We start from the raw sequence: 26,805 nt of genomic DNA, 5'->3' as shown, positions 1-26,805 counted from the left end.
CGAATTGCTTGTTGTAAAGATCCATTTTTCAGTTTCGCTTCAAAAGCTTGATTCTGGCCTCGTTAAATTCCTCTTCAGAGATGTGACCATCTTCCTTTAGCTTTGCCCATTTTATTAGTTCGTCAGCTACAGAATATTGCTTTAACTTTTCTCCTTTGATTATGTCTACCTCTGACTGATTTACTGAGCTTTTGTCTGATTTTGGCTTTGTTGAAAATATTCCATTAACCTCTACCCACTCTCTGTGCCTGTTCATAGGAGAGTAAAATAACACCTGAACTACAATCAAATAAGCAAAAGCAATTCCAGCGAATATTAACCAAGCAAAGAAATTATCGTCGTAATACCAGCGATGCTCTTCCTCTTCACTAAAATATTTATTGCCCCAATAGAGAGAGCTTAGGGCACAGCCAATGAGCGCTAGCCATGTATAGCCCTTAAAGTTTTTAACAGCAGTATCAATGCTGGAGAAGTCTTGATTCTTCTTCATCATATATATGCCAAAACCCAAAAATATGGCTGGGATTACACCGAATAGAAAAATTATCGATGGAGCCATCAAGAGCGAGAAAATTAGCAGCTTACCTTGGTCGCCACTATTCATAGGTTGATTTTGCAATGTACTCTCCTTTTGAAATATAACGTTTGAGCTAACCGGCGTGCAAAAGCAGAGTGAAGCGCTCTTTTGCACGTCCGTGTTGAGCGATTTGTTAGCGGAATACATCAGAATTTAATCGAGCGTTTGACTCGCTCAAGTATCGGGCGCCATACAATCGCATCCGACTGCCTGTGCGACAAGGTTATTTCAATAAGACGATTGGAAACAGGAATCTTGTATTGCGTCACTTGCCAAGGAGAAGGCCCATTAACCCCCGCGCGAATGTAAGGCATTACGAGCACTCGGTAATTATTGAGCCGCTCAATGCGGACAGGCTGCATCTCAATTATCTTTGGGCCGCCAGACGCCTCAAGTTGCCTGAACATTTTTAACATTTCAGTTCCAACCTCTTGGAGGTCTGCGGGGGTAGCTGCTGCAAGATCGGATTGTGTGTAATCAGGGGGGGACGTGACACTTACACGAATCATCGCACCGGTTGGATTAGGCGTAGCATTCATCGCCAGTAAGGATTCTTTTCGACCACTTGATCCTTCGATGCCGGCATTATCAGTCATTGCTTGGCCAGCAGCGCCGAGATTTTTGCGATTTTCCAGAGACAATACCGTCCAATGAGATGGAACATCGAGTGAGATGCCGTAGGCCAACTGAACACTACGAAATGAAGTGTCTTGCGCGAATGCTGAATGTGCAAGCAGCGTTAAGGCAATAAACGCGGCAAGAAATAGATGTTTGATATTCACTCTCATTGCTCCCCTCCTGCGCTAGGCGGTTGCTTTTTCTCTTGTCTATTAAGAAATGAGAAAAACAGCCAAGCAAATACAAATGCGCCCCCCATATCGAGTGGGTTTTGTGGACTGATCGGCACGCCGACGCTATCGGAAATGGCCTGATACCTGAGCACCTTCAGGACCGATAGCGCGACCACACTTACAATAAACATCAAAATGGTCAACGACCATGCAGCCAGGCGAGACGCCGACTTCTGCTTAAATGCAGTCACGTTCAGTAGCTTTGCCGCACCAAACACGAGCAGTCCGTAAATGAGCCAATCGACGAGCATGGGTAGTTCTCCTATCCGCTAACGCTTGGCATCAGCGGTGGTGCGGCAGCACCGTCCGCTGCATGCCATTGTTATAAGTCAGCGGACAAGTTCTTTGTTATATAGCCACCAGCCACCACACGCGAAATGTGTTTTGCTGGGGCAGCTGGGTTGGCACTACCTGTTTCCGGCATCCCATCTGAGTCGCGATCCTGTCGATGGGGCCTTGCGTCGACATCATCTGGATCCAACCACCCTGCAAAAAGCGGTTCGTGCCACGGCGCGTCAGTTGCAGCTGGGAAAACCGGTCACCTGTCATACCTTGCGCCATTCCTTTGCCACCCATTTGCTGGCGCGGGGGGCGGATATTCGAACCGTGCAGGAGCAACTGGGCCATTCTGATGTTCGAACCACACAAATTTATACCCATGTGCTGCAAAACGGCGCCAATGGGGTACGTAGCCCTTTGTCTGATCTGTAATGGTTGGGGGGCGGGACGCTCGGTTTTTCAGAACAAGTGGCCTGACGCAGGCACGCTACCGCCCTTAGGTTACAGCTCCTAGAGGCTGACATCCGTTTCAGGTGGTGGCTTGTTACCCGGGCCATTTTCATCCTGATGGCCTGTTCTTTTCGTCAAACTATGCTACGGATTTCAGTTTCATATGGAAATAAATAATCGACGGGATTTGCAAAAATGTGCGATAGACAGGGAAGGTGCGAACAAGTTCCTGATATGAGATCATCATGTTCATCCGGAGCGCATCCCAGAGGGACATCATGAGCCATCAACTCACCTTCGCCGATAGTGAATTCAGCACTAAGCGCCGTCAGACCCGAAAAGAGATTTTCCTCTCCCGCATGGAGCAGATTCTGCCATGGCAGAATATGACCGCTGTCATCGAGCCGTTTTATCCCAAGGCGGGCAATGGCCGACGGCCCTATCCGCTGGAGACCATGCTACGCATTCACTGCATGCAGCATTGGTACAACCTGAGCGATGGCGCGATGGAAGATGCTCTGTACGAAATCGCCTCCATGCGTCTGTTTGCCCGGTTATCCCTGGATAGCGCCTTGCCGGACCGCACCACCATCATGAATTTCCGCCACCTGCTGGAGCAGCATCAACTGGCCCGCCAATTGTTCAAGACCATCAATCGCTGGCTGGCCGAAGCAGGCGTCATGATGACTCAAGGCACCTTGGTCGATGCCACCATCATTGAGGCACCCAGCTCGACCAAGAACAAAGAGCAGCAACGCGATCCGGAGATGCATCAGACCAAGAAAGGCAATCAGTGGCACTTTGGCATGAAGGCCCACATTGGTGTCGATGCCAAGAGTGGCCTGACCCACAGCCTGGTCACCACCGCGGCCAACGAGCATGACCTCAATCAGCTGGGTAATCTGCTGCATGGAGAGGAGCAATTTGTCTCAGCCGATGCCGGCTACCAAGGGGCGCCACAGCGCGAGGAGCTGGCCGAGGTGGATGTGGACTGGCTGATCGCCGAGCGCCCCGGCAAGGTAAGAACCTTGAAACAGCATCCACGCAAGAACAAAACGGCCATCAAGGGGTCAGTTTGGAGATCGGAAATTTTTGTACGTTAAGCACATTATTTAACCAATTCGGATACGTAAGTGATTGATTTATCGTCAGTGGCTATCGCTTTTAGGTTGTCGCTCTTGCTGTATCGCATTTAGGTTATCCGATTAAGACAAAATCCCCTGAAAACGCTGTATAGCGCGGGAGTACACCCTATTGCTACAGGTAAGCCTGTTCAAAAAACAGGCTTACCGTACAATAATTCTCTATATCCAAACTGACCCCTTTTAACGCAAAAATGTCTTATTTAACATAAACGATCTTGTGTGAAAAAGATGTTATGGTTAATATTTAAGGCGGTGATTTTATTCTGTGGTGTAATAACTCATGAATAGATATGTAGTTTGCGGGGTTTGTACATTAAAAGTTAGCGAATGCGAGCTATTCGACCATCTTGTTAAGTTTCATAACTGGAAATTGATATCTATCAGTAATGATGCCTCGGTAAAAAACTTGAATAGAAGTGGTCAGTTACAGAAAAAAAACGAATGCGTTAAGAAAACAAAAAATAAAAAACAAAAAGTTACAATGATTTCTTCTAGAGGTGCAAAAGCTCCTGGTTCGGGAAAATGTGATAAGTGCCATGTATATCATATTGATAATTGGATTTATAAATATTCAGATGGTAGCGAAATAAAACTCTGTCGATTTTGTAAGGATATTGCTTTAGATAAAGCAAAGAAACGGAAAAAAGACCTACTTGATCACTGTGTCAGTGGTTCTGCTTTTGCTGGAAAACGGCGTTAATCTAAAATAAATAAAGCTATCAACGCCATTCAATGCTGTTACAGACAGGTTTGCGTAGGCAGCTTCAGCGTTACGCTTTATGCGTTTTTATGGCATAATTAATTAATTGATTGACATGCTTTATATATGTCAATCAATATATGTATTTGCCACCTTATGATAGTGACTCGTCTCTTTCATTAACTGGTAGTAATCCAACCATTTCTTTAGAGCAAGCCCTTTGGTTGATGAACAAAATCTCATTGCCTGCCTAGGCCACATCGTTCCCTCATTAAGCATTATTGATTCTGATATTGTATCACTGCATGTGAAGTCAGATTTTAATTCAGAAATAAGTTTATTTTTATTTTTTATATCAAGATTATAGTTAATCGCACTCTCGAGATCTGACTGATATCGAGAGTAATCCTTTATTGATGTTTCATAACAATCATCCATGTAAACCGCTCCTGGTGCAGCGCTAAGACAGCTTTCAAGTTTTGTTTCTATTCTTAATGGAATATCTGAATCAGCGTAAGCAGAAAAGGCTGATAGCGATAGCTTGATTATAAAAACAACGGATGCCTTATTTTTCATTTTTGTACCATTATTTATGTCTTATGAGAGTGTATCAGCTCAACCTGGGGTCCGCTTGGAAAAAGGAAATTATCCTACGCTAAGCGCATTTTTTGCACAGATGGCTACCGACTGAACGTAACGTGTGAGTCATGATCAGAAATGTGTTAACTCTAGGAATTGACACGACTTACTGTTTGATGGGGAAATCATGTTTAGCTATCTCAAGGCTATGTATCATCAATCAAAAATTCAGGCTGAACTCAAGGCACAGATACATGAACAAACTACGGTTAATGCTATCTGTCATCACCCTGAATCAATCGAGATCATTGCGGTTTGTTCGACTGATGCGTATTACCGAAAACGTAAGGACGCTGCTTTTCTGACAACCTGTTCTGTGCTCATGCGTACTTTAAAAGATGAATCCGTACCGATGGTACTACGGAAAACAGCATGGCGATTATTGAACGAAAGATACCAACGAATTAAGTTAAATCAGGCTTATAGGGGTCAGTTTGGATATAGAGAATTATTGTACGGTAAGCCTGTTTTTTGAACAGGCTTACCTGTAGCAATAGGGTGTACTCCCGCGCTATACGGCATTTTCAGAGGTTTGACCTTAATCGGATAACCTAAATGCGATACTGCAAGAGCGACAACTTAAAAGCGATAGCCACTGACGCAAAATCAACCCCTTACGAACCAAGATTGGTTAAATAATGCGCTTAACGTACAAAAATTTCCGATCTCCAAACTGACCCCTTATAGGATAGAAAATTTCTTGCTTGTTGCCGATTTTGAATATGCTCTCGAAGAACATGATGAACTAGCAGAGTAGTACTAGTGAGGCGATGAATACCGACAGTTAACGTGCATGTGACTTAAACGTCCGAAACCGAACGATTACGTACAGCATGTAGACAACATGTCCGAAAGTAAGCAAAACCATTAACGGACAGCCGGATCATTTCGTACATCCCTTACGGTCAGGGGTTCGCGCTCAATGGAACGAAATCACCCGTTAGCTTAAAACGCTTAACGTAGGATAATTTCCTTTTTCCAAGCGGACCCGTAGTACAATAATTTTCGATATCCAAACTGACCCCTATGATACTCGAAAGGCGGCCTAGGATACATATCCGCTTCAAAGCTGCGAGTACAAAACAAGGCACATCTATTACTGATGTGATAAAGGACTTGGTCGATAATTGGCTGAAAGAAAATGACAGCCAAAAGACTCAAATGAGTAAAAACACATTAACTCAAAAACACACCTATCCTTACCGAGAACACTGATCTGGTGCATAAACTTTTTATGTGCCAGATCGGTGTTGGCCAAGCAAAGCGCGGCAGCGTGTTTAGACTTACAGTAAATGGCGTTTATGGTTCATCTGTTGGTGCAAAATACGCGCAATCAGAATATCCGTATCACGAACCGTATAAAAAATGGCATGTCGCTGAAATTCAATGCGCATCACACCAGGAACGGTATGGTAGTCACGTCCCATATCTGGCATTCCGGCCAGTGTCTCGAAAAATGCCTCAAGTGCGTCTGTATAATGGTCTGCCTGAGCTTCACCAAATTTCAAGAGCGTATAGTCATAAATCCCGGCGAAGTCGTTTGCTGCCCGTTCAGTGAGTTTATACACGATGTCTCAGTTTTCTTTGTGCTGCAATATCCCGCAGTGATAGCGAGCTTTCACCGCTTTCCAGCCCAGCAATAACAGCCTGACGAATAACTTCATCGTTTGTTTCCTGTTGCTCCAGCAATCGCAGCGCAGAACGCATAACTTCACTCGCAGAGCCGTAACGGCCACTGTCTATTAATCGACTAATAAACGAATCGAGTTGTTCGCCAATCGTAACGCTTGTTGTTCTGGCCATAACGCCCCCTGTGTTAACTATCAACACAATTATAGGAATACTTGCTCCTGGTGTCAACGAATACACCCAAACGGATTTCGCCCCCTTCCTGCCAGACTGGTTTTTTAGCTTACTTTTAGCGATGAAGTAGGTAAGGGCGAAAAGCGCCTTTTCGCTGCATTGCGTCTCGTTGACTCCATGCCTCCGGCTAAGGCCGGAGGTGCTACTTAAAGTCTTTTGGGGAGCATAGCGACCATGCCGAACCGGCGCGGCCATCTGGCCGCTGCAAGGGCGGTCATTATCGGTTTTCCCCGTTATCCACAGAACTTATCCAGCGAATAAGTAGATCTTTAATGAAGTTAAGTAGGTCGAAGACCTGATTGTTTTGCAGCTAACTATTGGTTGATTGCAGATAGTCCCATTTACCTATTTGCAGGTAAGTGTGCATAAAAGATATAACGCCGGTGTTGATTGGGGTTTTGACCAAATATCGGTGAGGTTATCGTGATAATGGTGACTAAAAAACGAGCTGTTTTAGCAGATGGACAACGAACATCCTCCGCAGGGAATCGGATTAGTAAAAAGAGGGCGGGTTAGTGAGGCGGGGCTGTGCCTGGCTGCTCCATATTTACCAGTTCAAGCTGGTAAAGCTGAGTCCAGACCATTTTTTCAAACTGCTGAGGGGTTAGATGGTGTATATCACCCTTCATATCACGGAAAATACGCTCGGCCACCTGACGCTTTCGCTCATCGAACGGTAATTCGGCCAGCTTACGCCGTTGTTTGCCCTCAATAGCGCGTGTACGGCGGCTGAGTATCGTCTGATGGCGGCAACGTTCATACCAGCGCTTACGGGCTTCTTTTACTGTCATAGCCTCACCGGGTTGTAGAATGCCGTCCTCAATAGCGCGTAGGCGTTCTTCTTGCTCGGCTCGTAGCTTGTCCATATCCACACCGGTAAGACGCCAGCCTTCTTCTGTAATGATTATATGCTTAGGAAAACGGCACCCGTTCACATAATCCCACTCAGTTTCAGGCGCAAGGACTATGCCAAACCTCGCCAATTCGTCTATCAGACGCGACACCCTGGATACCGTCACGGCAGTTTCAGGGATGATCTGGCCATCTTCATTCCGTGGACTGAGTTCTTCAGCCAGCTTAGTGATGTTGATAGTGACAATACCGGTAGCAAGATCGGCTTTGTTGACGAAAAGCACAAACAATGCATCGAGCAAACGCCGGCGTACTTCACGGAAAGCTCTTTTTCTGTCCGCGACAGGTCGCAAAAAAGTGAAGATTGGATCGGCAGAAACACGACGACGAATAACCCAGGCACCAGAGGTTTTGTCCTGGCTCATAAGGTTACGTAAGGCTCGACCATGCTGTTTACTGAGAGGTTTATAATGCGCCGGACGCACGTAGAGCGGTAACGGACATTTACAGGCTGTAGAATGTTCGCCACGATGACGCTTGTCTGGGTTTTGTTGGGTAGAATTTATCTGGTTATTCACACCCGCCAGCACTTATGGCGGTGTGGGGGGGTTGTGTTAGGTTACGCATTTGCTATAATCCTTTTCAGGCGCCGCGCCTGCTTTCGACCCCCTGAATATCCTTCGTTCCGCCAAGTTCGAGTTGGGATTTCAGGGGGTTTTTGCATTCAGGGTGTGGCTTTTGCCCCTATCACCCTTTCCCTAGACGCTATTACCGGGAACGTCCCACCCGTATGAATACTTGTAAACGCAGGTAAATTACCACGTAGTGAAGCAACGATCAATTCCCCCACCAAAAGATCCCGCAAAGAACATATCTAATTTACCTAATCAATTCATAGAGATATTGAGTCTAAACATTATTAATATTGTGAATATCAACAGGTGTTCTCTCTTGTCTATGTAGATTCAGAGTGAACGCATTTCTTTGTTAATTCAGTGAAAATTCCGCTTCCTCGCTTTGAGTGTTCAGTGCTCGCCTATGGCTGCGCTCCGCCTCAATCAAAGGCTGCGGCGAGCTGTGCTGGCTAGTCTTTCAAGCACTCGTTTAGTTGTTTTAATAATTTTCTGGCTTCTTCATTCTGTTTACGTAATTTTTTATTTTCCTCCAAAGTATAGTATTGAAGGTTTTCTTCTGGGTTAACCCTATTACGATGCACCTCAAGCATATTCTTAGCCATATCGTCATCCACTGTATAAAAATAATACTCAGGATAATCCAGCAGTCTTGCGATTTTAACTACCAAGCTAAAAGGGGGTTCCGTCCTTCCGACTTCGTAACTCGACAACCTCGATCTTGAGTTTTTACCATCTATATCAATAAGTTGAGATAATTTTTCTTGCGATATCCCCGCAGCCTCTCGCGCTTCTCGCAATCTTTTCGGCACCATGTTCACCCCCTTTTTGGGAGTCTAATCTTACAAGGCGCATTCGATATCAATGTCCACAATACGAATCATGGTTGATTTTGTATCATAAAGTAATGTAATCTCTAAGACTCTTTAGATTGACACACCAAAACAACTGAATATAATAACATTACTGTATTTATATACAGTTGTTTTATCATGTTTATGAGTACGCTCGTTCTAGTTTCCGCCAAGCTAGCACGGCGGAAAATGGGGGCTTGTGCCCACAAGGATGGGAACATGAACTTATGGTATGTGCTGTACTGCAAGGCTCAGGATGTTGGTAAAATCACTAAAAGAGTCAATGGATTAGGGGTTAGTGTTTTTTGCCCTCGCTATGTAAGAGTCTCTCACCGAACCGACTGCAATTCGGTTCGGATCGAGGAAAAAGTGTTGTTCCCTAATTATTTGTTCCTCTCTTTTGATATCAATAAAATCCACACCTCAACAATTTCGTCTATCCCTGGGGCTGTCGGCTTCATTCGCTTCGGTTCCGATGCCTGCACCGTTCCCCAGAAAGTGATATCAGCGATTGAATGCGCTCGGCTGATTGCGTTGAACAATGACGATCAAGCTATTGAGTGCCGTAATATCTCGTCCACTTTGCTGCTAAAAATTCAGGAAATCTCGCTTATCAAGTCGATAGAACAACGGCAGGTTGCTTTTTCACACCTGCTGCAATCGTCTAACCCTTAAACCCGACCTCATTTTTTATACATACCAGCACTGCGGGCGATACCCTGCGGTGTCTTTTTAATAGGAGTAACCATCCCCATGCCGAAAAAGAAGTTGGGCGAGCCAACGAGTACGTCGGTGATTTATATCGGACAACAGCGTTACCAACTGTTAGCAAAACATGCTCGTGAAATCAGTTATTTATCCAACACCAATATCAAGACAACAACATTCCTTCACTACCTGATTGATGAATTCACCAAAAAAGGCCATGCCTCACTGCTTAACCAGTTGCAGAAGGCTCCCCCCGCTGAAGAGGAATAAACCATCTAATAGGAGGAGAAATGATTTCATCCGCCGTGCTTCTGACTCTGGCCATGCAATGCGCCCCAACCATTCACCCGGATACATCGCATGATGTAGCTAGGGTCGAATCTGGCTTGAATCCCTTTGCTATCGGGGTTGTCGGCCAGAAAAAAGGGCTTTTCCCCAGCAACATAAATGACGCTCTTGATCATATCGACCAGCTCAAGGCGAAAGGTAAAAATTACTCAGTTGGTCTGATGCAAATCAACCAGGCTAATTTTTCCCGTTACGGTGTCACTGCAAAACAACTGTTTAATCCCTGCACCAACCTGACCGTCTTCGAAAAAATCATCACTGACTGCTACCTCCGGGGCGGCACCCTGAAAAGGGCGCTGAGTTGCTATTACTCCGGCAACTTTGATACCGGCCAGAAGCCCGAAGCCGCATTTTCCAAAACCAGCTATGTACAGCGGATGGGTTACAAACCCGCGCAAAAATATGTCGTGCCTTCCAGCAAGGCCGATCAAGAAAAGCAAAACGCCACACCAGGCAATGCAGCACCCACGCCGCAGATACGTTACCCCAAAGGTATTGTACGCGGCGATCTCATCACCTCCGGCGCGCAAGCGTCACCTAACCAGGCTACACCCGTTTCTTTCCCGTCACAGGTTGTGCGGGGGGAGTTTGTAGTCACTACATCTAAATAAGGAAATATCATGAAAATTTTACGCTCTATCAAAAACGCTCCTGCTCACCTTGCTGCTGTCGCGGCCTCTGCTGCTATGTCCTCACCGGCATTCGCGGACGGGTTCGCCAAAGCCGAAACGTTGCTGGAAAAAATCTCGTCTGGCCTCACCGGTCTGGCCATCGTCACCATTACCATCGCTGTTATCTGGGTGGGTTACAAAGTGTTATGGGACGGCAAAAGCCTTCACGACTGTAAAGGGATCATCATTGGCGGCATTCTTATTGCCAGCGGTGCAGAAATCGGCGCTCTGTTGATGAGCTAAGGGGCGGAAATGGTCACGCTGAATAAAGCCCTGACGCGCCCCGCTATGCTGTTTGGCATTCCGATGGTGCCGTTAGTTATCGTCAGTGGGGCAATTATCCTGCTGGCGATATACCTCACTAAACTTTTGTTGCTGTTCCTGCCGGTAAGCTGGTTTGTCATGAACCAGATGGCTCGAAAGGATGCCCACATTTTCGGATTAGCCTTTTTAAAACTGAAAACGCGGGGCAATAAGACGTGCAACACCCACTACGGCGCAACGGCGTTCCTGGCGAACGACTACGACGCCGTAGACATCACGGAGTTCATCAACACTATGCGACTTAACGAACGGGTCACGCTCACCAAGCACATTCCGTATTCGTCGCACATTCATGAAAACGTCATTAAAACCCGAGGTAGCGACCTGATCGCAACGTGGGAAATTGGCGGAACGGCGTTTGAATGTGATACGGAAGAAAATCTCGACATACTGTCTGGTCAGTTTAATAACCTGATTAAGTCCTTTGAAGGGCGACCGGTGACGTTTTACGTTCACAATATCCGTGAAACGTACCACGATCACTTTGACGGGCATTCGGGTAACGATTTTGCCGATACGGTCAGCGAACGGTACTACTCGACGATTGAAAACCATCCTTTCCGCCATAATCGCCTGTTCTTCACCGCCTGTTATATGCCCTTTGTCGGACTGGATAAGGTCGAGCGCAAACGGATGTCCGACGGACAGAAGCAACATGCGTTAGACAGTGCATTAAAAGAGATGTTGGAGATCTGCCAGACGGTCGGCACGTCCCTGTCGCGTTTCACCGCGAACCAACTCGGGGCGTATGAAGAAAATGGCCGCGTGTTTTCGTCGCAACTGTCTTTCTATCGGCGGCTGTTAAGCGGCGTCTGGCAGAAAACAGCCGTTACGCGCACGCCATTTTATGAAACGCTCGGCACAACCGACCTGTTTTTCACCGGCGATGCCGGGCAAAGCAATAACGTAAACGGAAAGACCTTCTTCCGTGGGCTGGAAGTGAAAGACTACGCGCCGGAATCCTTCACCGGGATAATGAACGTGTTGCTGTATGCCCCGTGTGACTATGTGATCACCCAGTCTTTTACCTGTATGGCGAAAGATGAAGCGCAAAAGCACATCAAGCAGACGGCCAAGCGTTTACGCAGCACGGAAGATGATGCCATTTCGCAGCAGGAAGACTTATTTGTTGCCCTGGACATGTTGCAGGCCGGACACATTGCCTTTGGTAAATATCATTTTTCCCTGATGGTATCGGCACCCGGTACAGAACGGCTGATTAAAGATACAAACAGCCTGATCAACGCCTTCACCGATCTGGGTATCACCCCGACGCTCTCCACGTTGTCGCTGCCCGCTGCCTACCTGGCACAAATGCCGGGGGTGTACACGCTAAGGCCGCGACTTGTCCCCATCAGCAGCCAGAATTTTGCAGAACTGGCGTCATTCCATAACTTCTATACGGGGAAACGGGATAAGAACCCCTGGGGTGAAGCGCTTTGCGTTCTCAAAACCCCATCGGGCGGGGCGTATTACATGAACCTGCACAACTCAATGCTCAATAAGGATGATTTCAACGAGAAAAATCTAGGCAATACCAGCGTTATCGGCACCGCCGGTTCGGGCAAAACAATGCTGATGGCATTCATTCAGGTCATGATGCAGAAATATCGGCAACCCCGGAGTTTTTCGCCGCAGGCTAAAACGCAGCGTCTTACTACCGTTTATTTTGATAAGGACAGGGGGGCAGAACTCAACGTAAGGGCGTTGGGTGGCCAGTATTATAAGGTGAAAAGCGGTGAGCCTACCGGCTGGAATCCCTTCCGGCTTCCACCGACCAAACGCAATCTGAACTTCATCAAGAAGCTGATGCGCATACTCTGCACCCGCAACGGACAAACCTTGTTCCCGCGCGACGAGCTGCGTCTTAGTCAGGCAGTGGATGCGGTCATGAAGGAGCTACCGGCTGAACACCGTGGGTTTGGTATTACCCGGCTGTTGGAGAACCTTACCGAGCCGCCAACGAAGGAAGCGCAGGAAAACGGGTTACGCGTCAGGTTGTCACAGTGGGCGCAGGGTGGCGAATACGGCTGGGTTTTCGATAATGACCTGGACACCTTTGATATTGGCGAATGCGACAATTTCGGCATCGATGGCACGGAATTTTTGGACGATGCCGACGTGTGTGCGCCGATTTCGTTTTACCTGCTGTATCGCGTCACCAGCTTGCTCGACGGGCGACGCCTGGTGATCTTCATGGATGAATTCTGGAAATGGCTCAACGACCCGGTCTTTTCTGATTTCGCCTTTAACGTGCTGAAAGTCATCCGCAAACTGAATGGCGTGTTTATTCCTGGCACACAATCACCGGCTGAAATACTGATTAACCCGATATCTCCTGCCGTGGTGGAGCAGTGCGGCACGCAAATCTTTACGGCAAACCCGAAGGCTGACCGCAAAGACTATGTTGACGGCCTGAAAGTCGCCCCGGAAATCTTCGATATCATCAAGAACCTCGATCCGCTGTCACGCCAGTTCGTGATAGTGAAAAGTCCTCTGAAAAAAGGTGACTTACGCAACTTTGCGGCACTCGTCACCCTTGACCTGTCCGGGCTTGGTACTTATACAAAAGTGTTAAGTAGCAGCGCTGACAACCTCGAAATTTTTGACTCTGTGTTTCAGGACGGCATGAAGCCGGACGACTGGCTGGAACACTACCTGCAACTCGCACTCTGAAAGGAAATAACATGAAACTGAAAACTCTGTCTGCCGCCTGTCTTGCGGGGGCTTTGCTGTGTCCATCACTGACAGCCTATGCCGGTATTCCTGTCATGGTTGATGCTGATCCGTTACGTCAGATTCAATACGCGACCGACGCCAAAAACTGGCTTAAAACGGTGGAACAGTATAAATCCCAGCTTAATGCCTACAAATCGCAACTGGCGACCGCGACCGGCGTACGCAACGTACAGGACTTTTTGAGTCAGGCTAAGGGGCTGTCTAATGACCTTAAAAACCTGCAAAAAAACGGCATTTCACTCAACGACCTGCTGACGAACTCCGGCGGGTCATACAGCAGTGCGCTAAACGGCCTGTACAGCAAGTACAAGATGTTTGACACCTGTGATGCTACGCAGACCCAAAGCTATGCTGATACCTGTAAACAAATCGTCATTAACCGGGCGGTGGCCGTCGAAGATACCACTGCGGTACAGGAGAAGATCAACAGTACAGTGAGTGATATTTCCACCCTTGTAAGTCGTATAGAAATGTCGCAAGACGCTAAAGAGTCACAGGATTTGGCGAACACCATAACGTCAAAAAGTGTACAGTTAAACGCGCTGACCACGCAGTGGGAAATGAGCGTGAAACAGTCGGAACTGCGTGATCAAATGCTGACATCGCAGCGACAAAAAGCCCACCGACAGCAACAACTGAGTGCGCCGGTAGCTGATTTAAACAACTTATGACAAGGATTTTTCATATGACGATTAATAACCGCACTATTTTATCCTCCCTGCTTGTTTTAAGCCTGTTTGCTTTAGGTGGTTGTGAAGAGAAAAAAACTGAAGAGTGGTATATGGCTCATCATGACGAATTAATAAAAGACTATGCCGATTGTTTGAAAACCCAAACATTCAGCAGTGAGCGGTGCATCCCTGTTGTGAATGCTTCCAAAAGGTCAATGAATGAGCCTGACGTTGTAGCTGGACTACAAAAAGTGCAAACAGAGTACGTAAAAAGCAGGATGCATCCAGAGAATAAAAGTCATGAGTAGCGAAGGTGTTTTCTCTGGAATGGATGCCGCTGTAATGAATGGCTTAAACAGTGTTTTACAGGGGCAAATGTCCCTGTATTCAACGCTGATGGCAGGATTAGTTACCGGTTCTGCCACTTTGTACATTCTTTGGCGTGGCTATCAGACACTGGCGGGGAAGCTACATACCCCGGTAGAGGACGTAGCGTGGGACTTGGCGCGAATGGGGATCATCCTAGCATTTGTCACTAATGCAGATGGCTACCTAGACGCCTCGGTTGCTGCCATTAACGGTTTAAAAGATGGTTTCAGCGGAAGTGAAAATGTCTGGGTTTTACTAGATACACTTTGGAGTAAAGCTCAGACGCTGGGGCAAACCTTATTTAACCTAGATAATTCAACCTATGTGCAACTCAATGGCGGCATTGCTGAGCTATTAGTTTGGGGGGGAACAATAGTAGCCTTAATTATCGCCACCATTGTTAATATGGGGGCTGAAATAATGTTGTTATTAATGACAACAACGGCACCCATATTCATTTTCTGCCTTATCTACGGTTTTCTGCGACCGATGTTCAATAACTGGCTCCAGGTAATCTTCACCGCTATCCTGACCCTCATGTTTTCGGCCTTATCTTTACGGATCGCGATTGAATACCTTAGTAACATATTGGACAAAGCAAGCGTCGGGGCTAATGCCAACAACATTGTAACGCTGGCCGCACAGTGTTGCCTTGCCGGTATCGGTTCCGGGTTCGTAGTCTGGTTATCGGCAAAAATTGCCGGTTCACTGGCAGGGGCTAGCGTACAGGGTGTGGTACAGGGCGCGGCTAAAATGGGGCTAATGGCAGGCGGGGGCGCAGCGAAAAAAGCCGCAAGTACCGTAGGAAAGCCCGTGGGGAATGCTTTAGGCAGTATTGGCGATAAGGCAGCGAATAACCTCAAAGGCTCATCGGCCAGTAATGCCAAAGCATCGGCAAAAGCCGCAGTGGAGAAAATGAAAGCCCAGAACTAGCAGATATCCCGCCACACCTGTTCCCATCGCACGACTCATTACTTTTTAATCCTTTCAGGAACCTAAACCATGAAACGCTTCATCATATTTATGATGTTGTGCACCCTTGCGGGCTGCGCACAGCAAAACCATTTCCCGCCGGATGTTTCCGGCGACCTTCAACCCGTTAATTCCGCTTCCGTTATGCAGGAGGTGAATAATGTCTGAATTACAAAAAATGCTGAATGCCTCGCAGTCGTTTGAAAAAGTGATGCTGACACGCGATGCGCGGGCTAAAAAACTCGCCTTTGTTATCGCCGCCGTCGCCACGGTATTTGCCTTACTTTCCGTTGTGGCCGTCATTGTCATGCTTCCGCTAAAACACACGGAGGTCGAACTTTACACCGTAGACAGCCACAGCGGGCGGGCGGAATACGTCACCCGAGTGAAAGAAAAAGACATTGCGACCGAGGAGGCAATGGCGAAAGCCTTCGCCGCCAATTACGCCACGCTCCGGGAGGGATACAACTATTTCGCCCTGCAAAGCAATTATGACACGGTGCAGCTCTTTAACAGCGGACAGGTCAATGCGGACTATCTTGCCTGGTTCGCCGGACAGGATGCACCCGACAAGGTGTATCAGAATGCGGCTAACGTGGTGGAAACTGAGGTCATTTCCAATATCATCAGCCAGGCTACCGCGCCCGATATGCTGGCAACCCTCCGACTGAAAAGAACCATCCGCCACGTTGTTGACGGCGCTACGCGCGTCGAATTCTGGAACGTTCGTCTGACATACCACTACGTGCCACACAAGGCGCTGACTGACGCGCAGCGTGAGAGTAATCCGCTGGGCTTCATCGTCACCAGTTACCAGCGTGACAAAGAACTGAGGAAAGAATAATGCGTAATCTATTCGTCATTCTCACTTTGATGCTCTGCTCATCGGCGTGGGGAGCCGCAACCCCGCAGGGTAGCCGGTACGACAGCCGTATGCAGCAGGTGGCGTACAACGTGCAAAACAGCACGGTGATCAACACCCGCGCCGGTTACGTCACCACGTTAGTTTTTGCCGATGATGAAGCGGTGATCAGTACCGAAGTCGGCTTCATTAAAGGATGGGCGGTAACAAAGGAGGCGAACCGCGTCTATATTCGCCCCGCCCCCATCACGCAGCCGGTGACGGATGCGGACGGCTCAACCGCCCAGCAGGCATTTTTACCCGAGTCGAAAGACTGGAAAACCAACCTGTTTGTCACCACGTCGGCACACTTCTACAGCCTGGAACTTAACGTACTCGATGAAGGCGCACCGGCAAGCAGTCTGGCGTTTGTTGTGACCTGGAATTATCCCGAGGCCAGCCGTAAGGCCAGCATGGAAGCCGTGAAGGCGCGGCAAAAGGAGCTGACGGAGGCGCAGGAAAAAAGCCGCATCGCCAAAGCGTTTAATGCCGCCACTACACCGCGAAACTGGAACTATGCGCAGCGTGTGAAGCAGGGCAGTGAAATGGCTATGCCGGACTTTGCCTATGACGATGGCCGCTTCACTTACCTGGGCTTTTCACCGCTGAAAAAGATCCCGAGTCCCTTCCTGCTCGTCAACGGCAAAGAACAAACGACCATCCCGTCGTTCTCGCAACAGGGAAACTATCGCGTGATGGTCGTTCACTCGCTGGCTCCAAAGCTGGTCTTACGCTACGGCGACGCCGTGGTGGGCATTGTTAATCAGGGATTTGGTCTGGCAACGGTCAGCAACGGCAGCACCGTTTCACCGGCGGTTAAACTGGAGGAAAAACCATGACGGATACGCAAAACCCAACGCCTCTCGATGGGAGCGAAAACCCTTCATCCGAGAGAGAAAAAACGGTGGCCGAGCTGGAAGTTGAAGCACGCGAACGGGCGCAGGCACAGCGTAAAGAGTCTGCGCCGGTGGAGGACGTTAAACCCGACCAACCCGAGGTAAACAGCCTCAAAAAGCGCGGTAAAAATCGTCTTATGACGCTGGGAATACTGCTTTTAGCGGCGCTTATCGTATTAGCCTGGATGGGTGACTGGGCTTATAACCATTTCATGAGCGCCCCAGCCCCCAAGGCTGAACAGGCAAAAACGGCACCGGATGATGTCAGTTACGGACGGAAACGTCAGGGCATGGGAATGGCTGAAAACCCGCTGGGGTTGCAGGACACAGCTTCGACCGATACCACAACAAACCTTCCTCGTGCCGCCGCTCCGCCCGTCTCATTTAACAAGTCTATGGCACTGGCGGCGATGGCCAGCACGCAAAGCAGCGGCCAAACCGCCACAGTTTCGCGCACGGCTGAACGCAGTACCACAGAGCACAGCGTATCTCCCGCGACCGCGCAACCTTATACACCTTGCACGGTGCCGCTGGTCATGGATGCCAGCGGAAAGCTGGCCTGTCCTGTCGGGGCGGAGGCATCACCTGGTGTGGCACCGGCAGTTTCCACCGTAACCGGCGTACAACGTATGCGGCTTGACCCGGATTTGTATATTCCGGTCGATACCTATATTCCCTGTACGCTTCAAACCCGCTTTGTGTCCGACGTTGCCGGGCGTATTTCCTGCCTGATATCTGAGGACGTTTACAGTGAAAGCACCCATGTACGGCTGATACCAGCAGGCACCCGCGCCCGTGGCGTCTACAAGACCGGCACACTCAATCACGGCCAGGCGAGGATGTTCGTGATGTGGACGGAACTCAGAACCCCGGACAGGCTAAAAATCCCGATGGTTGATTCTCAGGTCGTGGGCCAGCTCGGCGAGGCCGGTATTGATGGCTGGATCGACACGCATTTCTGGGAGCGTTTCGGCAACGCAATGATGCTAAGTACCGTGCAGGACGTAGCCGCAGCGGCGGCAAGTTCCGCCCCGTCGAAAGACCGCAATACCGATTACACGGAAAATTCACGCGCTGCCGCCGCTGAAATGGCAAAAACGGCGCTGGATAACAGCATCAATATCCCGCCAACCATCTACAAAAATCAGGGCGATATCATCGGCATCATGACCGGTTCAGACATCGATTTTTCAGGCGTCTACAGCCTGAAACTCAAATAAGGAGGGCATTATGGGCGTCAGTAACATTTCACTCGACCAGCATAAACAGCGCATGTTCGGGGATTTTCTTCACCTCGATGGCCTGACCGAAATCGCGGTAAACCGCCCCGGAGAGCTGTTTACCAAAATCCGCGGAGTGTGGCAAAAACACGCCGTTCCGCTCACGCTGGCACAGTGTCAGACATTTGCCACTGCGCTTGCCAACTATCAGGGGGACCATATTGATGATACATCGCCAGTGCTGTCCGCCACGCTCGAATCTGGCGAACGTTGCCAGGTGGTGATGCCTCCGGCTTGTGAGCGAGATACGGTGTCGATCACTATCCGCAAGCCTTCCCTGATACAAATTCCCCACCAGTCCTATATCGACGGCGGCTTTTACGACCGGGTCACGGGTAAGGAGAAAACAGCAAGCCATGATGACGAACTTTTACGTTTATACAATGCCGGAGCTATTCCCGCTTTTATGGAGAAGTGTGTCGAATATGGCAAGACCATCATCATCGTGGGCGGTACGGGGTCGGGGAAAACAACCTACCTGAAAACGATGATCGGGTATATCCCCGTCAACCTGCGACTGGTGACTATCGAGGACAACCCGGAGACGCGCTTTTATGGCCATGAAAATTACGTGCATCTTTTTTACCCCGCCGATGCGGGAGAAAAAGCCATTGTGACCCCAGCCAGTCTGGTACGGGCAAACTACCGTATGAACCCTGACCGTATTTTACTGGCCGAGGTGCGCGGAGGTGAAGCCTGGGACTGTCTGAAAATCATCGGCTCGGGGCATGAAGGGCTGATCACTTCTCTGCACGCAGGTAGCCCGGAAGAGGCCATTAACGGGCTGGCGGAACGCTGTTATCAAAACATGGAATGCCAGAACATCCCCTATTCGGTACTGCTGCGTAAGGTATTGAACAGCATTGATGTCATCGCCAGCATTGACGTGAGCGGCGATATTCGCCGCATGGGTGATATTTACTTTAAGCCGGTGCATCGCGCCGGTGTGATGGAGAATTTCAGGAATGAAACATTTTAAACCGCTGGTTGTACTCAGTGCATTTCTGGTACTCGCGGGCTGTTCATCCCCGCCCGAACCGGCAGCCGTCGAGTGGGATAAGCCTCTTTCGCCGACCAACGGCACATTGCCTTTATGGCAGGAAAACATTGTTGTTACACCGTCGCCGGTCGTGTCCGGGCAGTGGTCGAGAGTGATCACCGATTTTCAAGATGAAGGACAGATTTGGACGCCTGATGTCTGGTATGCCGTTGCTCATTCCCCACACGTTGCCGTCTCTGCGCCGGATGCGACCGCGTTCTTTGCTGCTAAAGCGTGGTTGAGACAACACGGCGCACAAGGGCTTATCTCTTATCTTCCAAAAACTCACTGCCTGACCTGCAACACCACCGACATTTATTTTTCCCGATAACGGCGGTGAGACAGATTTTCAATCTGTTTTTCCGGCGTTGAACAACCAGAGGGCGTTAGCCGTCTTTTGTTTGTCTCAAAATCACCTCAAGGAATAAAACGTTATGAAAAAAACCGCAATCGCGGCGGCACTCCTGTGCCTGACCGCTGGCTTTTCTGCGCCTTCATTTGCTGCTGACCCGTGCGAGGTCGTCCTGTGTATGTTCGGCAAAGTAACCGGTAATAGCGGCGGCAGTGAATGCAGCAGTGCCGAAAAAGCCTTTTTCAACATTAATTCTTTTAAGAAGAAAGGCCGGTTTGACCCATCGAAGACATCAAACATGCGTAAAGCGCTTTTGGGGGAATGCAAAGCCGCAGACCCGGCAGCTATAGCCAAAATCATCAGTCAATTCGGGCGGATCAGGGGGTAATCATGAGACTTTTTATCGCAGAAAAGAAAGGATTGGGTGAAGTGATCGCCCTTGCCCTGGGCAACGGTGTAAACCGTGGCGGTTATATCGAATGTGGCACCGACGTGGTGACGTGGGGATCAGGCCACCTGCTCGAGCTGGTCAAGCCTGAAAGTCATAACCCCGCTTACGAAAAATGGAACGAGGCCGATTTACCGCTGAAACTGCGACCGCACCGCTACCAGCCGATTGAGCGCACCGCAGGCCAGTTTAAAACGGTAGCGGCGCTGATTGAGAAGGCGAGTGAGATTGTTCACGCTGGAGATCCCGACGCCGAAGGCCAGCTTTTAATTGATGAAATTTTGACGTACACCGGCACGAAAAAACCGGTGAAGCGCGTCCTTATCAATGACCTGAACACGGAGAAAGCGCGACAAGCGCTGACGCAGTTACGCGACAACAGCGAGTTTTACGGATTATCCCAAAGCGCATTAGCGAGAAGCGTTGGCGATCAACTCTTTGGCTTCAATATGACCCGTGGTTACACCCTCGCCGCCCGTAAAAAAGGTGGCAAAGATGTGTTATCGGTTGGTCGGGTACAAACACCGATACTGGGTCTGATCGTTCACCGTTATGAAGCCTTCAAAAACCATGCGGCAGCGTTTTATTACGCTGTCAGCGCCGGTTTTATGATTAACGGTTTTGACCTGACCCGTTGCGACGGAGGTGAGATACCGGCGAGATTTTCCGTACCAGACGATGCCCCTACGGACGATAAAAAACGCATTATCGATAAGCACTACGCTGATAATATCGCCAGTACTACACAGCACCAACCCGCCACGGTGACACAGGCACAGACCGAACCGAAAACATCACCGGCACCGCTGCCCTTCTCGCTGTTAGATTTGCAGGTTCACATGAGCCGTGAGCACGGTCTGCCCGCTGAAAAAACGCTGGCCGTTACACAATCGCTGCGCGATAACTTTAAGGCGATCACCTATAACCGCTCAGATTGTCGATACCTGAATAACGAACAGTTTAATGATGCGCCTCAGACTATCGCGGCGGTGAGTGCAGCATTAAGCGGCACATTTCCCCCGCAAGTTCTGGCCGACCTCGACAGCAACAGAAAAAACCGTGCCTTTAATGAAGGTAAAGTCGGAGCGCATACCGCGATTATCCCGACCGGCACCGCGCCCGATACAGCAAAAATGAGCCAGGACGAACGCGCGGTATACACCGCGATTGCCACGCAGTACCTGGCTCAATTCTTACCGGAAAAAACGTATCTGGCGGCCAGCGTCAGTTTTTGCGCAGCGGGCAACACCTTCACGGCCAGTGCCAGGAAAACAACCGGGATGGGCTGGACGGCGCTTTTACAAGAGAGCGACAGCGACGCTGAAAGCGGCGACGGCGAGAGTGAGCCAGGGAAAGATAATGGCGATGGCTTATTTTCCGTATTAACGGCACTAAGCGTGAACGATGCCGGAACCTGTAAAACCGTCACCGTCAAAGCGGAGAAAACCAAACCACTGCCACTTTATACCGAAGCCACGCTGTTACGTGATTTACAGCGCGTGGCAAAATATGTGAAAGACCCGCGTATTAAAGCTTTATTAGTCAGCCGGGACAAAGACACTGAGGGGGAAAATGGCGGGATCGGCACACCGGCAACCCGCGCCGAAATGTTAAAAACCTTACTGAACCGCAACTTTTATACCGTGGAAAAAAAGAAGCTTATCCCCACGGAATTAGGCATCAGCTTTATTCATGCCCTGCCCTCCATCGCTACCGAACCCGATATGACCGCACTCTGGCACGAGCAGCAACAGCAGATCGAAAAGGGGAAAATGACCTGCGATGCGTTTTTAGACGAGCTGGAAATCTTTATTGCGGAGCAGCTTCAACACGTCGATGTCAGCGCAGTCAACGTGACGGCCAGCGATAAAGAAAAAAGTGAAAAGAGTCAGTTTGAGCGATTAAACGCACCCTGTCCGTCCTGCGGTAGCAGCATCATTGTGACCCCTAAAATATTCCGCTGTACTCAGTGCGACTTTAAAATCTGGCCGACAATGGCGGGTAAAAACCTGACCAAGAATCAGGTTGAAACCATCATCAGTAAAGGTAAAAGCGCAGAGATTAAAGGCTTTACCAGCAAAGCGGGTAAGCCGTTCTCGGCGTTCGTGGTGCTAAAAGATAAGGCCACCGGGCAAACTGCGTTTGAGTTTCCACCACGTAAATAAGCCTTTCACCTATATGGCGGCGTCATGCCGCCACTCCCCATTAGCTTAGGTAACTTTCATTATGTCAGACATTAAATATCAAGATGTTTACACCTATCTATCCTCTGGTCGCAATATGAACCAGTTTATTAAACGGTGCGACTACGCGCTATTAACCGACCTGCAAAATAAACTTGAGGTGCATATCAGCGAGTGGGAGGCGCAGCAGGAAAAAGAACAAGAAGCCATTCAATTACGCAACGAAAAGCGCAGCGAGTTATTAGCACTGATTGTCAGTGAGGGTTTTTCACCAGAAGAATTAATAACCACAGCGGCGATAAAAACAAAATCCCGCCGCCGGATGAAATATCAGTACAGAGACGGTGACTCCATTAAAAAATGGTCTGGTGTTGGTCGGGTTCCGCGTTCAATTCAGGAACGGTTAAATTCAGGTGCAACGTTGGATGATTTTTTAATTGCAGAGGAAATCAAAAATGAAAACCAGAATAAAACACCCCACAATTAAAGATGCTGTATATATAGCAGAGTCTGTTATTTCAAGAATGGAACATAGCGCAGGGCGACGCTGTGGTTTACACGATACTTTATACAACCAGTTTCTTTCCGAGGAAATACATGAATTCGCTGACAGCCTGAATAATGATGAACGGGGTAAGTTTATAGAAATCGCCTCCACACTACATCCACACATAAAAGAATACGACTCGTATAAAACAAATACTATATTAAACAAAATCCGCAAAGAGGAAATGTGATGTTATTTGTTTTGATCGTTCAATTTTGAAAAATTGCTAACGATGGTTTTAACTTATCGTTCAATTCAGAATGAATTGTTAACGGGAAGTGGATTGAGGCAGCTAAATTCAATTTTGAAAAAATTGTTAATTTGGCGTCGCCGAAACCACTAACGAGCGTTCACCCCCAGTGAACCGAGTTAGTTGGGGGGAGCCGAATAAATTTTGCCGCCCCAGCGAGCAAAAAGCTATCGCCCACGATAGCGGTTTATTTGGGGGGCATAGCCCCGCAAACCGTCCAAGCTTAGGAGCATTATTCGAGGAACGAGAATAATACGACTTTGCGCGTGACCACCCCCGTTACGAGTAGTGATTTCCGATATTTTGAGACGAAGGCGAAAAAATAGAGGTCAAAATCACTTCGTAAGGGGGGTGGTCACGCGTAGCGTGGACGGTTTGCCGCACTTGACCTTTGGGGGTTTTGGCGTGGCGTCCAGCCGCGACATTACCCCCTTGTCTCATGAAATAAGGGCGTCCAGCCCGCATGTAATGGGACATGCCTTTGTTGAGGGGACTCTAGCCCCCTCAGCATGCCCGCCTGCGGGCACAGTTTTAACGCTCTCAGATCCCCATGCAACTCGGTGAATCCACTCGGTGACAGCTTGTCACCGAGTGGATTCACCGAGATAGCTCACCGAAAGAAACCATTTAAAGGTTAAGACATGCTTAATAAAATCACAGAGAAGCTAATGCCCATAGTCGATAACGCCACGGCGTTCTTCGGCTATATGCAACAACATCAGCTATTATTAGCCTTGTTATCAGGATTGACGTTACCCTTTATTGTCCCGCTAAAGCGGGATGAGCATGAAAAAGCGCCAATATGGCAACGCATTATTATCTGCTTTTCACTCTTATGCTTTATTTTTGGCACAATATCACCGGCCACCTCTTACGTACTTCGCTTTCTATACCCGGCAAGACTGGAAGTAAGTACGCCAGTAATTTTGTGGGCGATATTGATTTCATTTACTGTGGTCGGCGTGATATTTCATTACGTTGCACGCCGCGTTCTCTCACCAGAGATTGACAAGCTCAAAAGGAAAATGGTTAAAAAAACCAGTCTGGAAAGAAATACGCGTACTGATGTGCGCGAAATAAAAGCATTGCTTCCCACAACTGAAAAATATGACCCTGAGCAATTCATTGATTTAACAAAAGGCGTTTTTATTGGACTCAATGAAAAAAGAGAACCTCAATATATTCCGCTCAGTGACTGGCAAAAACAACATGCCGATGTCATTGGTACTACGGGCGCAGGTAAAGGGGTTGCAACAGGATTACTTATTTATCAAAGTATTTTAGCCGGTGAAGGCGTTTTTGAAATGGACCCCAAAAATGATGAATGGGCACCTCACTTAATAAGGAAAGCATGTGAAGATGCAGGAAAACCATTCTACCTAATTGACTTAAACAGGCCTGAATATCAGCTAAACCTTATTGATGGTATTACAGCAGAACATTTAGAGGAACTTTTTATTGCTGGGTTTAGCCTGGCAGAAAAAGGCGAGGCCGCCGACTTCTATCGTATCGACGACCGCAGAGCTGCACGCGCTACTGCACAATTAATTAATGAAAACCCAACCGCTACGATCCGCGATTTATTCAACAGCGATTTTGTGCAAAGCATTGCCGAAACGATTAAAGGATTCTTCGGTAAAATAGAGGAGCTGGCCTTATTAAACTCCATCAATGCGCCGGAAGGATTGGCATTAAAAAAGATTTTTGACGACGGCGGTTGCTGTTACATCATCGGTTCGATGCGCAACAGCAAAGTGATCGCAACTCAACGCATGATTTTAGTTCGGTTAATGCAGCTTGCTGAGTTACGCGACAGAATCAATACCACGCCACGCCCGATTGCTATTCACCTAGCCGAACTAAAATACCATTTATCACGGCCTGCACTTGAGGGTTTAGGCGCTGCCCGAGATAAAGGCGTGCATATCATTATGGATCACCAGTCCGTTGCCGACCTCCGCGACTGCCCCGCCGATTTAAACGGCGACGCCGTGGTGGGTGCCGTAGTGGAAAACGCCAAATTTAAACTGGTGTATAAACTGCAAGACCCCGACACCGCGTTATGGGTGGCGAAAATGTCCGGTACGATTTTAGTGGACGATGAAAGTCGCAAAGCAAAAACCAATCGGGTACTGACCGAAGTAATAGACGACGAGCGCACAATCCGACAGGCGGAGCGTTTTTATATCGACAGCAACATGCTGTTAAACCTGCCTCCGTTCGTCAGCTATATTTTCACGGCCACAGAGTTGCCCCGAGCCTCCCTTATCTCACCCTTGAAAGTGAAAAAACAGCCGCTACAGGTTTATGACGTCACGCCGATCACACCCATCTCGATTAAAAAGCCGCTCGATTTTACTGAAGCACCCGCAACCCAGACGGCACCCGTTTTAGTGGCGGCAGAAAAAAACAGAACAGCCGAGTTAGCGCCGGTTGAGCCGGTTGTTGAAACGTCTTCTTTTGATTTTGATGAATAAGGGAATGCCATGTTGATAAGTAGCGATAAAGAACGCAAAGGCCGTAACAGTGAAAAAATGGCACAGCTTCTTAATTTTTTGAAAGAAGAAACCTACAGCGATTTTGACACGCTAAAACAACTCTTTAGGTATAAGGCACATCAACCACTTTACCTTCTGCTCGATAAACTGGAAGGAATGGGGCTTATTCAAAAATATGTTTTCGTCTCTCGCCTCGGCAGTCTCACGCTGTGGGGAATAACCCAGGATGGGATCGCCGTTGTACTCAGCCCCGAAGACAAGATTTTCCCCGCCCGATTTGAACCGGCGAAGTTAAAAGGCTGGAGCCTCGATCACCATCTGGATAATCAACTGGTACACCTTACGCTGGCACAAAAAGGCGCGATGGACTGGATTAACGGAGACCGTAACACCTTTTTAAATCAGTTTAAGGTGAAGCACCGGCCTGACGGATTAATCACGCTGCCAAATGGCAAACGGATCGCCATTGAAACGGAACGTAGCTTAAAAACAAAAGCCCGCTATCAGCAAATTATCGCCAGCCACCTGAGAGCGAGAACAGAAAATCTCTGGTTTTTCGTGTTCTACATCGTGCCGGATGAACAAAAGAAACGGGCATTAATGCTGCTGTTCGACACGATAAAACAGGTTATCGAAAACAGCCAACATGTCACGCTGGAAGCAAAGCACCGCAACGTGTTCCGCTTTTATACAATGGATGAACTAAAATCCCTGGAATTAAATAACTATGCGTAAATCAATCCTTTTCGCGTTGGTCATAACCCTTT

General features: G+C 48.4%; 32 protein-coding genes and 1 pseudogene. 25 read left to right on the top strand and 8 right to left on the bottom strand.

Annotated elements, in window-relative coordinates; all coding sequences use genetic code 11:
• Positions 1-28: 28 nt before the first annotated feature.
• The 3 genes from N6G83_RS52515 to N6G83_RS52505 form a co-directional block, all read right to left on the bottom strand.
• On the bottom strand, positions 29-619 hold the full coding sequence (locus N6G83_RS52515; protein WP_260524341.1) for an SHOCT domain-containing protein: 591 nt from the start codon (positions 617-619) through the stop codon (positions 29-31).
• Between the two features lie 104 nt (positions 620-723).
• Positions 724-1,365, bottom strand: a complete 642-nt coding sequence (locus tag N6G83_RS52510) for a hypothetical protein (protein WP_156157160.1) — start codon at positions 1,363-1,365, stop codon at positions 724-726.
• Positions 1,362-1,679, bottom strand: coding sequence for a hypothetical protein (locus tag N6G83_RS52505; protein WP_039964969.1), 318 nt, complete (start codon positions 1,677-1,679; stop codon positions 1,362-1,364). Before N6G83_RS52505 ends, N6G83_RS52510 begins: the two co-directional genes overlap by 4 nt.
• A 133-nt stretch (positions 1,680-1,812) precedes the next feature.
• Between N6G83_RS52505 and N6G83_RS52500 the strand changes: the two genes are divergently transcribed.
• The 3 genes and pseudogenes from N6G83_RS52500 (at position 1,813) to N6G83_RS52490 (ending at position 4,002) form a co-directional block, all read left to right on the top strand.
• Positions 1,813-2,139: a tyrosine-type recombinase/integrase gene (locus N6G83_RS52500; protein ID WP_371683023.1), complete on the top strand. Its 327-nt coding sequence runs from the start codon at positions 1,813-1,815 to the stop codon at positions 2,137-2,139.
• Positions 2,140-2,435: 296 nt separating this feature from the next.
• Positions 2,436-3,248, top strand: a pseudogene (locus tag N6G83_RS52495) (IS5 family transposase); the annotation flags it as partial.
• A 334-nt stretch (positions 3,249-3,582) separates the two neighbouring features.
• Positions 3,583-4,002 (top strand): hypothetical protein, encoded by a 420-nt coding sequence (locus N6G83_RS52490; protein WP_121558187.1) that lies wholly within the window; start codon positions 3,583-3,585, stop codon positions 4,000-4,002.
• Positions 4,003-4,131: 129 nt separating this feature from the next.
• On the opposite strand, the gene N6G83_RS52485 is transcribed toward N6G83_RS52490, so the two are convergent.
• Positions 4,132-4,578 (bottom strand): hypothetical protein, encoded by a 447-nt coding sequence (locus N6G83_RS52485; RefSeq protein WP_260524340.1) that lies wholly within the window; start codon positions 4,576-4,578, stop codon positions 4,132-4,134.
• Between the two features lie 190 nt (positions 4,579-4,768).
• On the opposite strand from N6G83_RS52485, the gene N6G83_RS52480 reads away from it, so the two are divergent.
• Both N6G83_RS52480 and N6G83_RS55020 read left to right on the top strand, forming a co-directional pair.
• On the top strand, positions 4,769-5,116 hold the full coding sequence (locus N6G83_RS52480) for a hypothetical protein (protein ID WP_260524339.1): 348 nt from the start codon (positions 4,769-4,771) through the stop codon (positions 5,114-5,116).
• A gap of 551 nt (positions 5,117-5,667) precedes the next feature.
• Positions 5,668-5,856, top strand: a complete 189-nt coding sequence (locus N6G83_RS55020; protein ID WP_064759408.1) for a plasmid partition protein ParG — start codon at positions 5,668-5,670, stop codon at positions 5,854-5,856.
• Positions 5,857-5,924: 68 nt separating this feature from the next.
• On the opposite strand, the gene N6G83_RS52470 is transcribed toward N6G83_RS55020, so the two are convergent.
• The 4 genes from N6G83_RS52470 to N6G83_RS52455 form a co-directional block, all read right to left on the bottom strand.
• On the bottom strand, positions 5,925-6,209 hold the full coding sequence (locus N6G83_RS52470; RefSeq protein WP_260524338.1) for a type II toxin-antitoxin system RelE/ParE family toxin: 285 nt from the start codon (positions 6,207-6,209) through the stop codon (positions 5,925-5,927).
• Positions 6,202-6,444 carry a type II toxin-antitoxin system ParD family antitoxin gene (locus N6G83_RS52465; RefSeq protein ID WP_000124732.1) on the bottom strand — a complete coding sequence of 81 codons (243 nt, stop codon included), beginning with the start codon at positions 6,442-6,444 and terminating at the stop codon, positions 6,202-6,204. Before N6G83_RS52465 ends, N6G83_RS52470 begins: the two co-directional genes overlap by 8 nt.
• Before the next feature lie 572 nt (positions 6,445-7,016).
• Complete coding sequence (repA, locus tag N6G83_RS52460; protein ID WP_064645521.1) at positions 7,017-7,934, bottom strand: plasmid replication initiator RepA; 918 nt, start codon at positions 7,932-7,934, stop codon at positions 7,017-7,019.
• 506 nt (positions 7,935-8,440) lie between these two features.
• Positions 8,441-8,803, bottom strand: a complete 363-nt coding sequence (locus N6G83_RS52455; protein WP_008815933.1) for a helix-turn-helix domain-containing protein — start codon at positions 8,801-8,803, stop codon at positions 8,441-8,443.
• A gap of 258 nt (positions 8,804-9,061) precedes the next feature.
• Here N6G83_RS52455 and N6G83_RS52450 point away from each other — a divergent pair, with 258 nt between their 5' ends.
• The 20 genes from N6G83_RS52450 to mobC all read left to right on the top strand — a co-directional run bounded on the left by N6G83_RS52450 (position 9,062) and on the right by mobC (position 26,773).
• The gene (locus N6G83_RS52450; RefSeq protein ID WP_016361119.1) at positions 9,062-9,517 is read left to right on the top strand and encodes a transcription termination/antitermination NusG family protein; all 456 of its coding nucleotides are present in this window, start codon (positions 9,062-9,064) and stop codon (positions 9,515-9,517) included.
• 78 nt (positions 9,518-9,595) lie between these two features.
• Positions 9,596-9,820 (top strand): hypothetical protein, encoded by a 225-nt coding sequence (locus N6G83_RS52445; RefSeq protein ID WP_008815931.1) that lies wholly within the window; start codon positions 9,596-9,598, stop codon positions 9,818-9,820.
• 20 nt (positions 9,821-9,840) lie between these two features.
• Entirely contained in the window at positions 9,841-10,509 is a 669-nt protein-coding gene (locus tag N6G83_RS52440) for a lytic transglycosylase domain-containing protein (RefSeq protein WP_032490873.1), read from the top strand.
• A gap of 9 nt (positions 10,510-10,518) precedes the next feature.
• Complete coding sequence (locus N6G83_RS52435; RefSeq protein ID WP_032490874.1) at positions 10,519-10,812, top strand: TrbC/VirB2 family protein; 294 nt, start codon at positions 10,519-10,521, stop codon at positions 10,810-10,812.
• A 9-nt stretch (positions 10,813-10,821) separates the two neighbouring features.
• Complete coding sequence (locus tag N6G83_RS52430; RefSeq protein WP_182063611.1) at positions 10,822-13,569, top strand: VirB3 family type IV secretion system protein; 2,748 nt, start codon at positions 10,822-10,824, stop codon at positions 13,567-13,569.
• 11 nt (positions 13,570-13,580) lie between these two features.
• Complete coding sequence (locus tag N6G83_RS52425; protein ID WP_260524337.1) at positions 13,581-14,303, top strand: type IV secretion system protein; 723 nt, start codon at positions 13,581-13,583, stop codon at positions 14,301-14,303.
• 14 nt (positions 14,304-14,317) lie between these two features.
• Entirely contained in the window at positions 14,318-14,611 is a 294-nt protein-coding gene (locus N6G83_RS52420) for an EexN family lipoprotein (protein WP_032490877.1), read from the top strand.
• Positions 14,604-15,605 carry a type IV secretion system protein gene (locus tag N6G83_RS52415; RefSeq protein ID WP_032490878.1) on the top strand — a complete coding sequence of 334 codons (1,002 nt, stop codon included), beginning with the start codon at positions 14,604-14,606 and terminating at the stop codon, positions 15,603-15,605. The genes N6G83_RS52420 and N6G83_RS52415 overlap by 8 nt, the downstream gene beginning before the upstream one ends.
• Before the next feature lie 69 nt (positions 15,606-15,674).
• Positions 15,675-15,812: a hypothetical protein gene (locus tag N6G83_RS52410; RefSeq protein ID WP_032490879.1), complete on the top strand. Its 138-nt coding sequence runs from the start codon at positions 15,675-15,677 to the stop codon at positions 15,810-15,812.
• Positions 15,805-16,488 carry a virB8 family protein gene (locus N6G83_RS52405; protein WP_032490880.1) on the top strand — a complete coding sequence of 228 codons (684 nt, stop codon included), beginning with the start codon at positions 15,805-15,807 and terminating at the stop codon, positions 16,486-16,488. The genes N6G83_RS52410 and N6G83_RS52405 overlap by 8 nt, the downstream gene beginning before the upstream one ends.
• The gene (gene virB9 / locus N6G83_RS52400) at positions 16,488-17,384 is read left to right on the top strand and encodes a P-type conjugative transfer protein VirB9 (protein ID WP_117343855.1); all 897 of its coding nucleotides are present in this window, start codon (positions 16,488-16,490) and stop codon (positions 17,382-17,384) included. The genes N6G83_RS52405 and virB9 overlap by 1 nt, the downstream gene beginning before the upstream one ends.
• Positions 17,381-18,661: a VirB10/TraB/TrbI family type IV secretion system protein gene (gene virB10 / locus N6G83_RS52395; RefSeq protein ID WP_040118347.1), complete on the top strand. Its 1,281-nt coding sequence runs from the start codon at positions 17,381-17,383 to the stop codon at positions 18,659-18,661. Before virB9 ends, virB10 begins: the two co-directional genes overlap by 4 nt.
• A 10-nt stretch (positions 18,662-18,671) precedes the next feature.
• On the top strand, positions 18,672-19,700 hold the full coding sequence (virB11, locus tag N6G83_RS52390) for a P-type DNA transfer ATPase VirB11 (protein WP_050296636.1): 1,029 nt from the start codon (positions 18,672-18,674) through the stop codon (positions 19,698-19,700).
• Positions 19,687-20,091 (top strand): cag pathogenicity island Cag12 family protein, encoded by a 405-nt coding sequence (locus N6G83_RS52385; protein ID WP_050296637.1) that lies wholly within the window; start codon positions 19,687-19,689, stop codon positions 20,089-20,091. The genes virB11 and N6G83_RS52385 overlap by 14 nt, the downstream gene beginning before the upstream one ends.
• 103 nt (positions 20,092-20,194) lie before the next feature.
• Positions 20,195-20,500 carry a conjugal transfer protein gene (locus N6G83_RS52380; RefSeq protein ID WP_050296638.1) on the top strand — a complete coding sequence of 102 codons (306 nt, stop codon included), beginning with the start codon at positions 20,195-20,197 and terminating at the stop codon, positions 20,498-20,500.
• A 2-nt stretch (positions 20,501-20,502) separates the two neighbouring features.
• Entirely contained in the window at positions 20,503-22,725 is a 2,223-nt protein-coding gene (locus tag N6G83_RS52375; RefSeq protein ID WP_260524336.1) for a type IA DNA topoisomerase, read from the top strand.
• Positions 22,726-22,786: 61 nt separating this feature from the next.
• A complete protein-coding gene (locus N6G83_RS52370; RefSeq protein ID WP_260524335.1) occupies positions 22,787-23,230 on the top strand; it encodes an H-NS family nucleoid-associated regulatory protein in 444 nt (147 codons plus the stop codon).
• The gene (locus tag N6G83_RS52365) at positions 23,199-23,480 is read left to right on the top strand and encodes a hypothetical protein (protein WP_050296641.1); all 282 of its coding nucleotides are present in this window, start codon (positions 23,199-23,201) and stop codon (positions 23,478-23,480) included. Before N6G83_RS52370 ends, N6G83_RS52365 begins: the two co-directional genes overlap by 32 nt.
• Positions 23,481-24,181: 701 nt before the next feature.
• Positions 24,182-26,017 carry a type IV secretory system conjugative DNA transfer family protein gene (locus N6G83_RS52360; RefSeq protein ID WP_050296642.1) on the top strand — a complete coding sequence of 612 codons (1,836 nt, stop codon included), beginning with the start codon at positions 24,182-24,184 and terminating at the stop codon, positions 26,015-26,017.
• 9 nt (positions 26,018-26,026) lie between these two features.
• Positions 26,027-26,773, top strand: a complete 747-nt coding sequence (gene mobC / locus N6G83_RS52355) for a MobC family replication-relaxation protein (RefSeq protein WP_040118352.1) — start codon at positions 26,027-26,029, stop codon at positions 26,771-26,773.
• The last annotated feature ends 32 nt before the right edge of the window (positions 26,774-26,805 follow it).

This window comes from Serratia sp. PL7, assembly GCF_945957435.1.
Note: the sequence above shows the minus strand (reverse complement) of the source record. Positions and strands in the feature narration are given on the sequence as shown.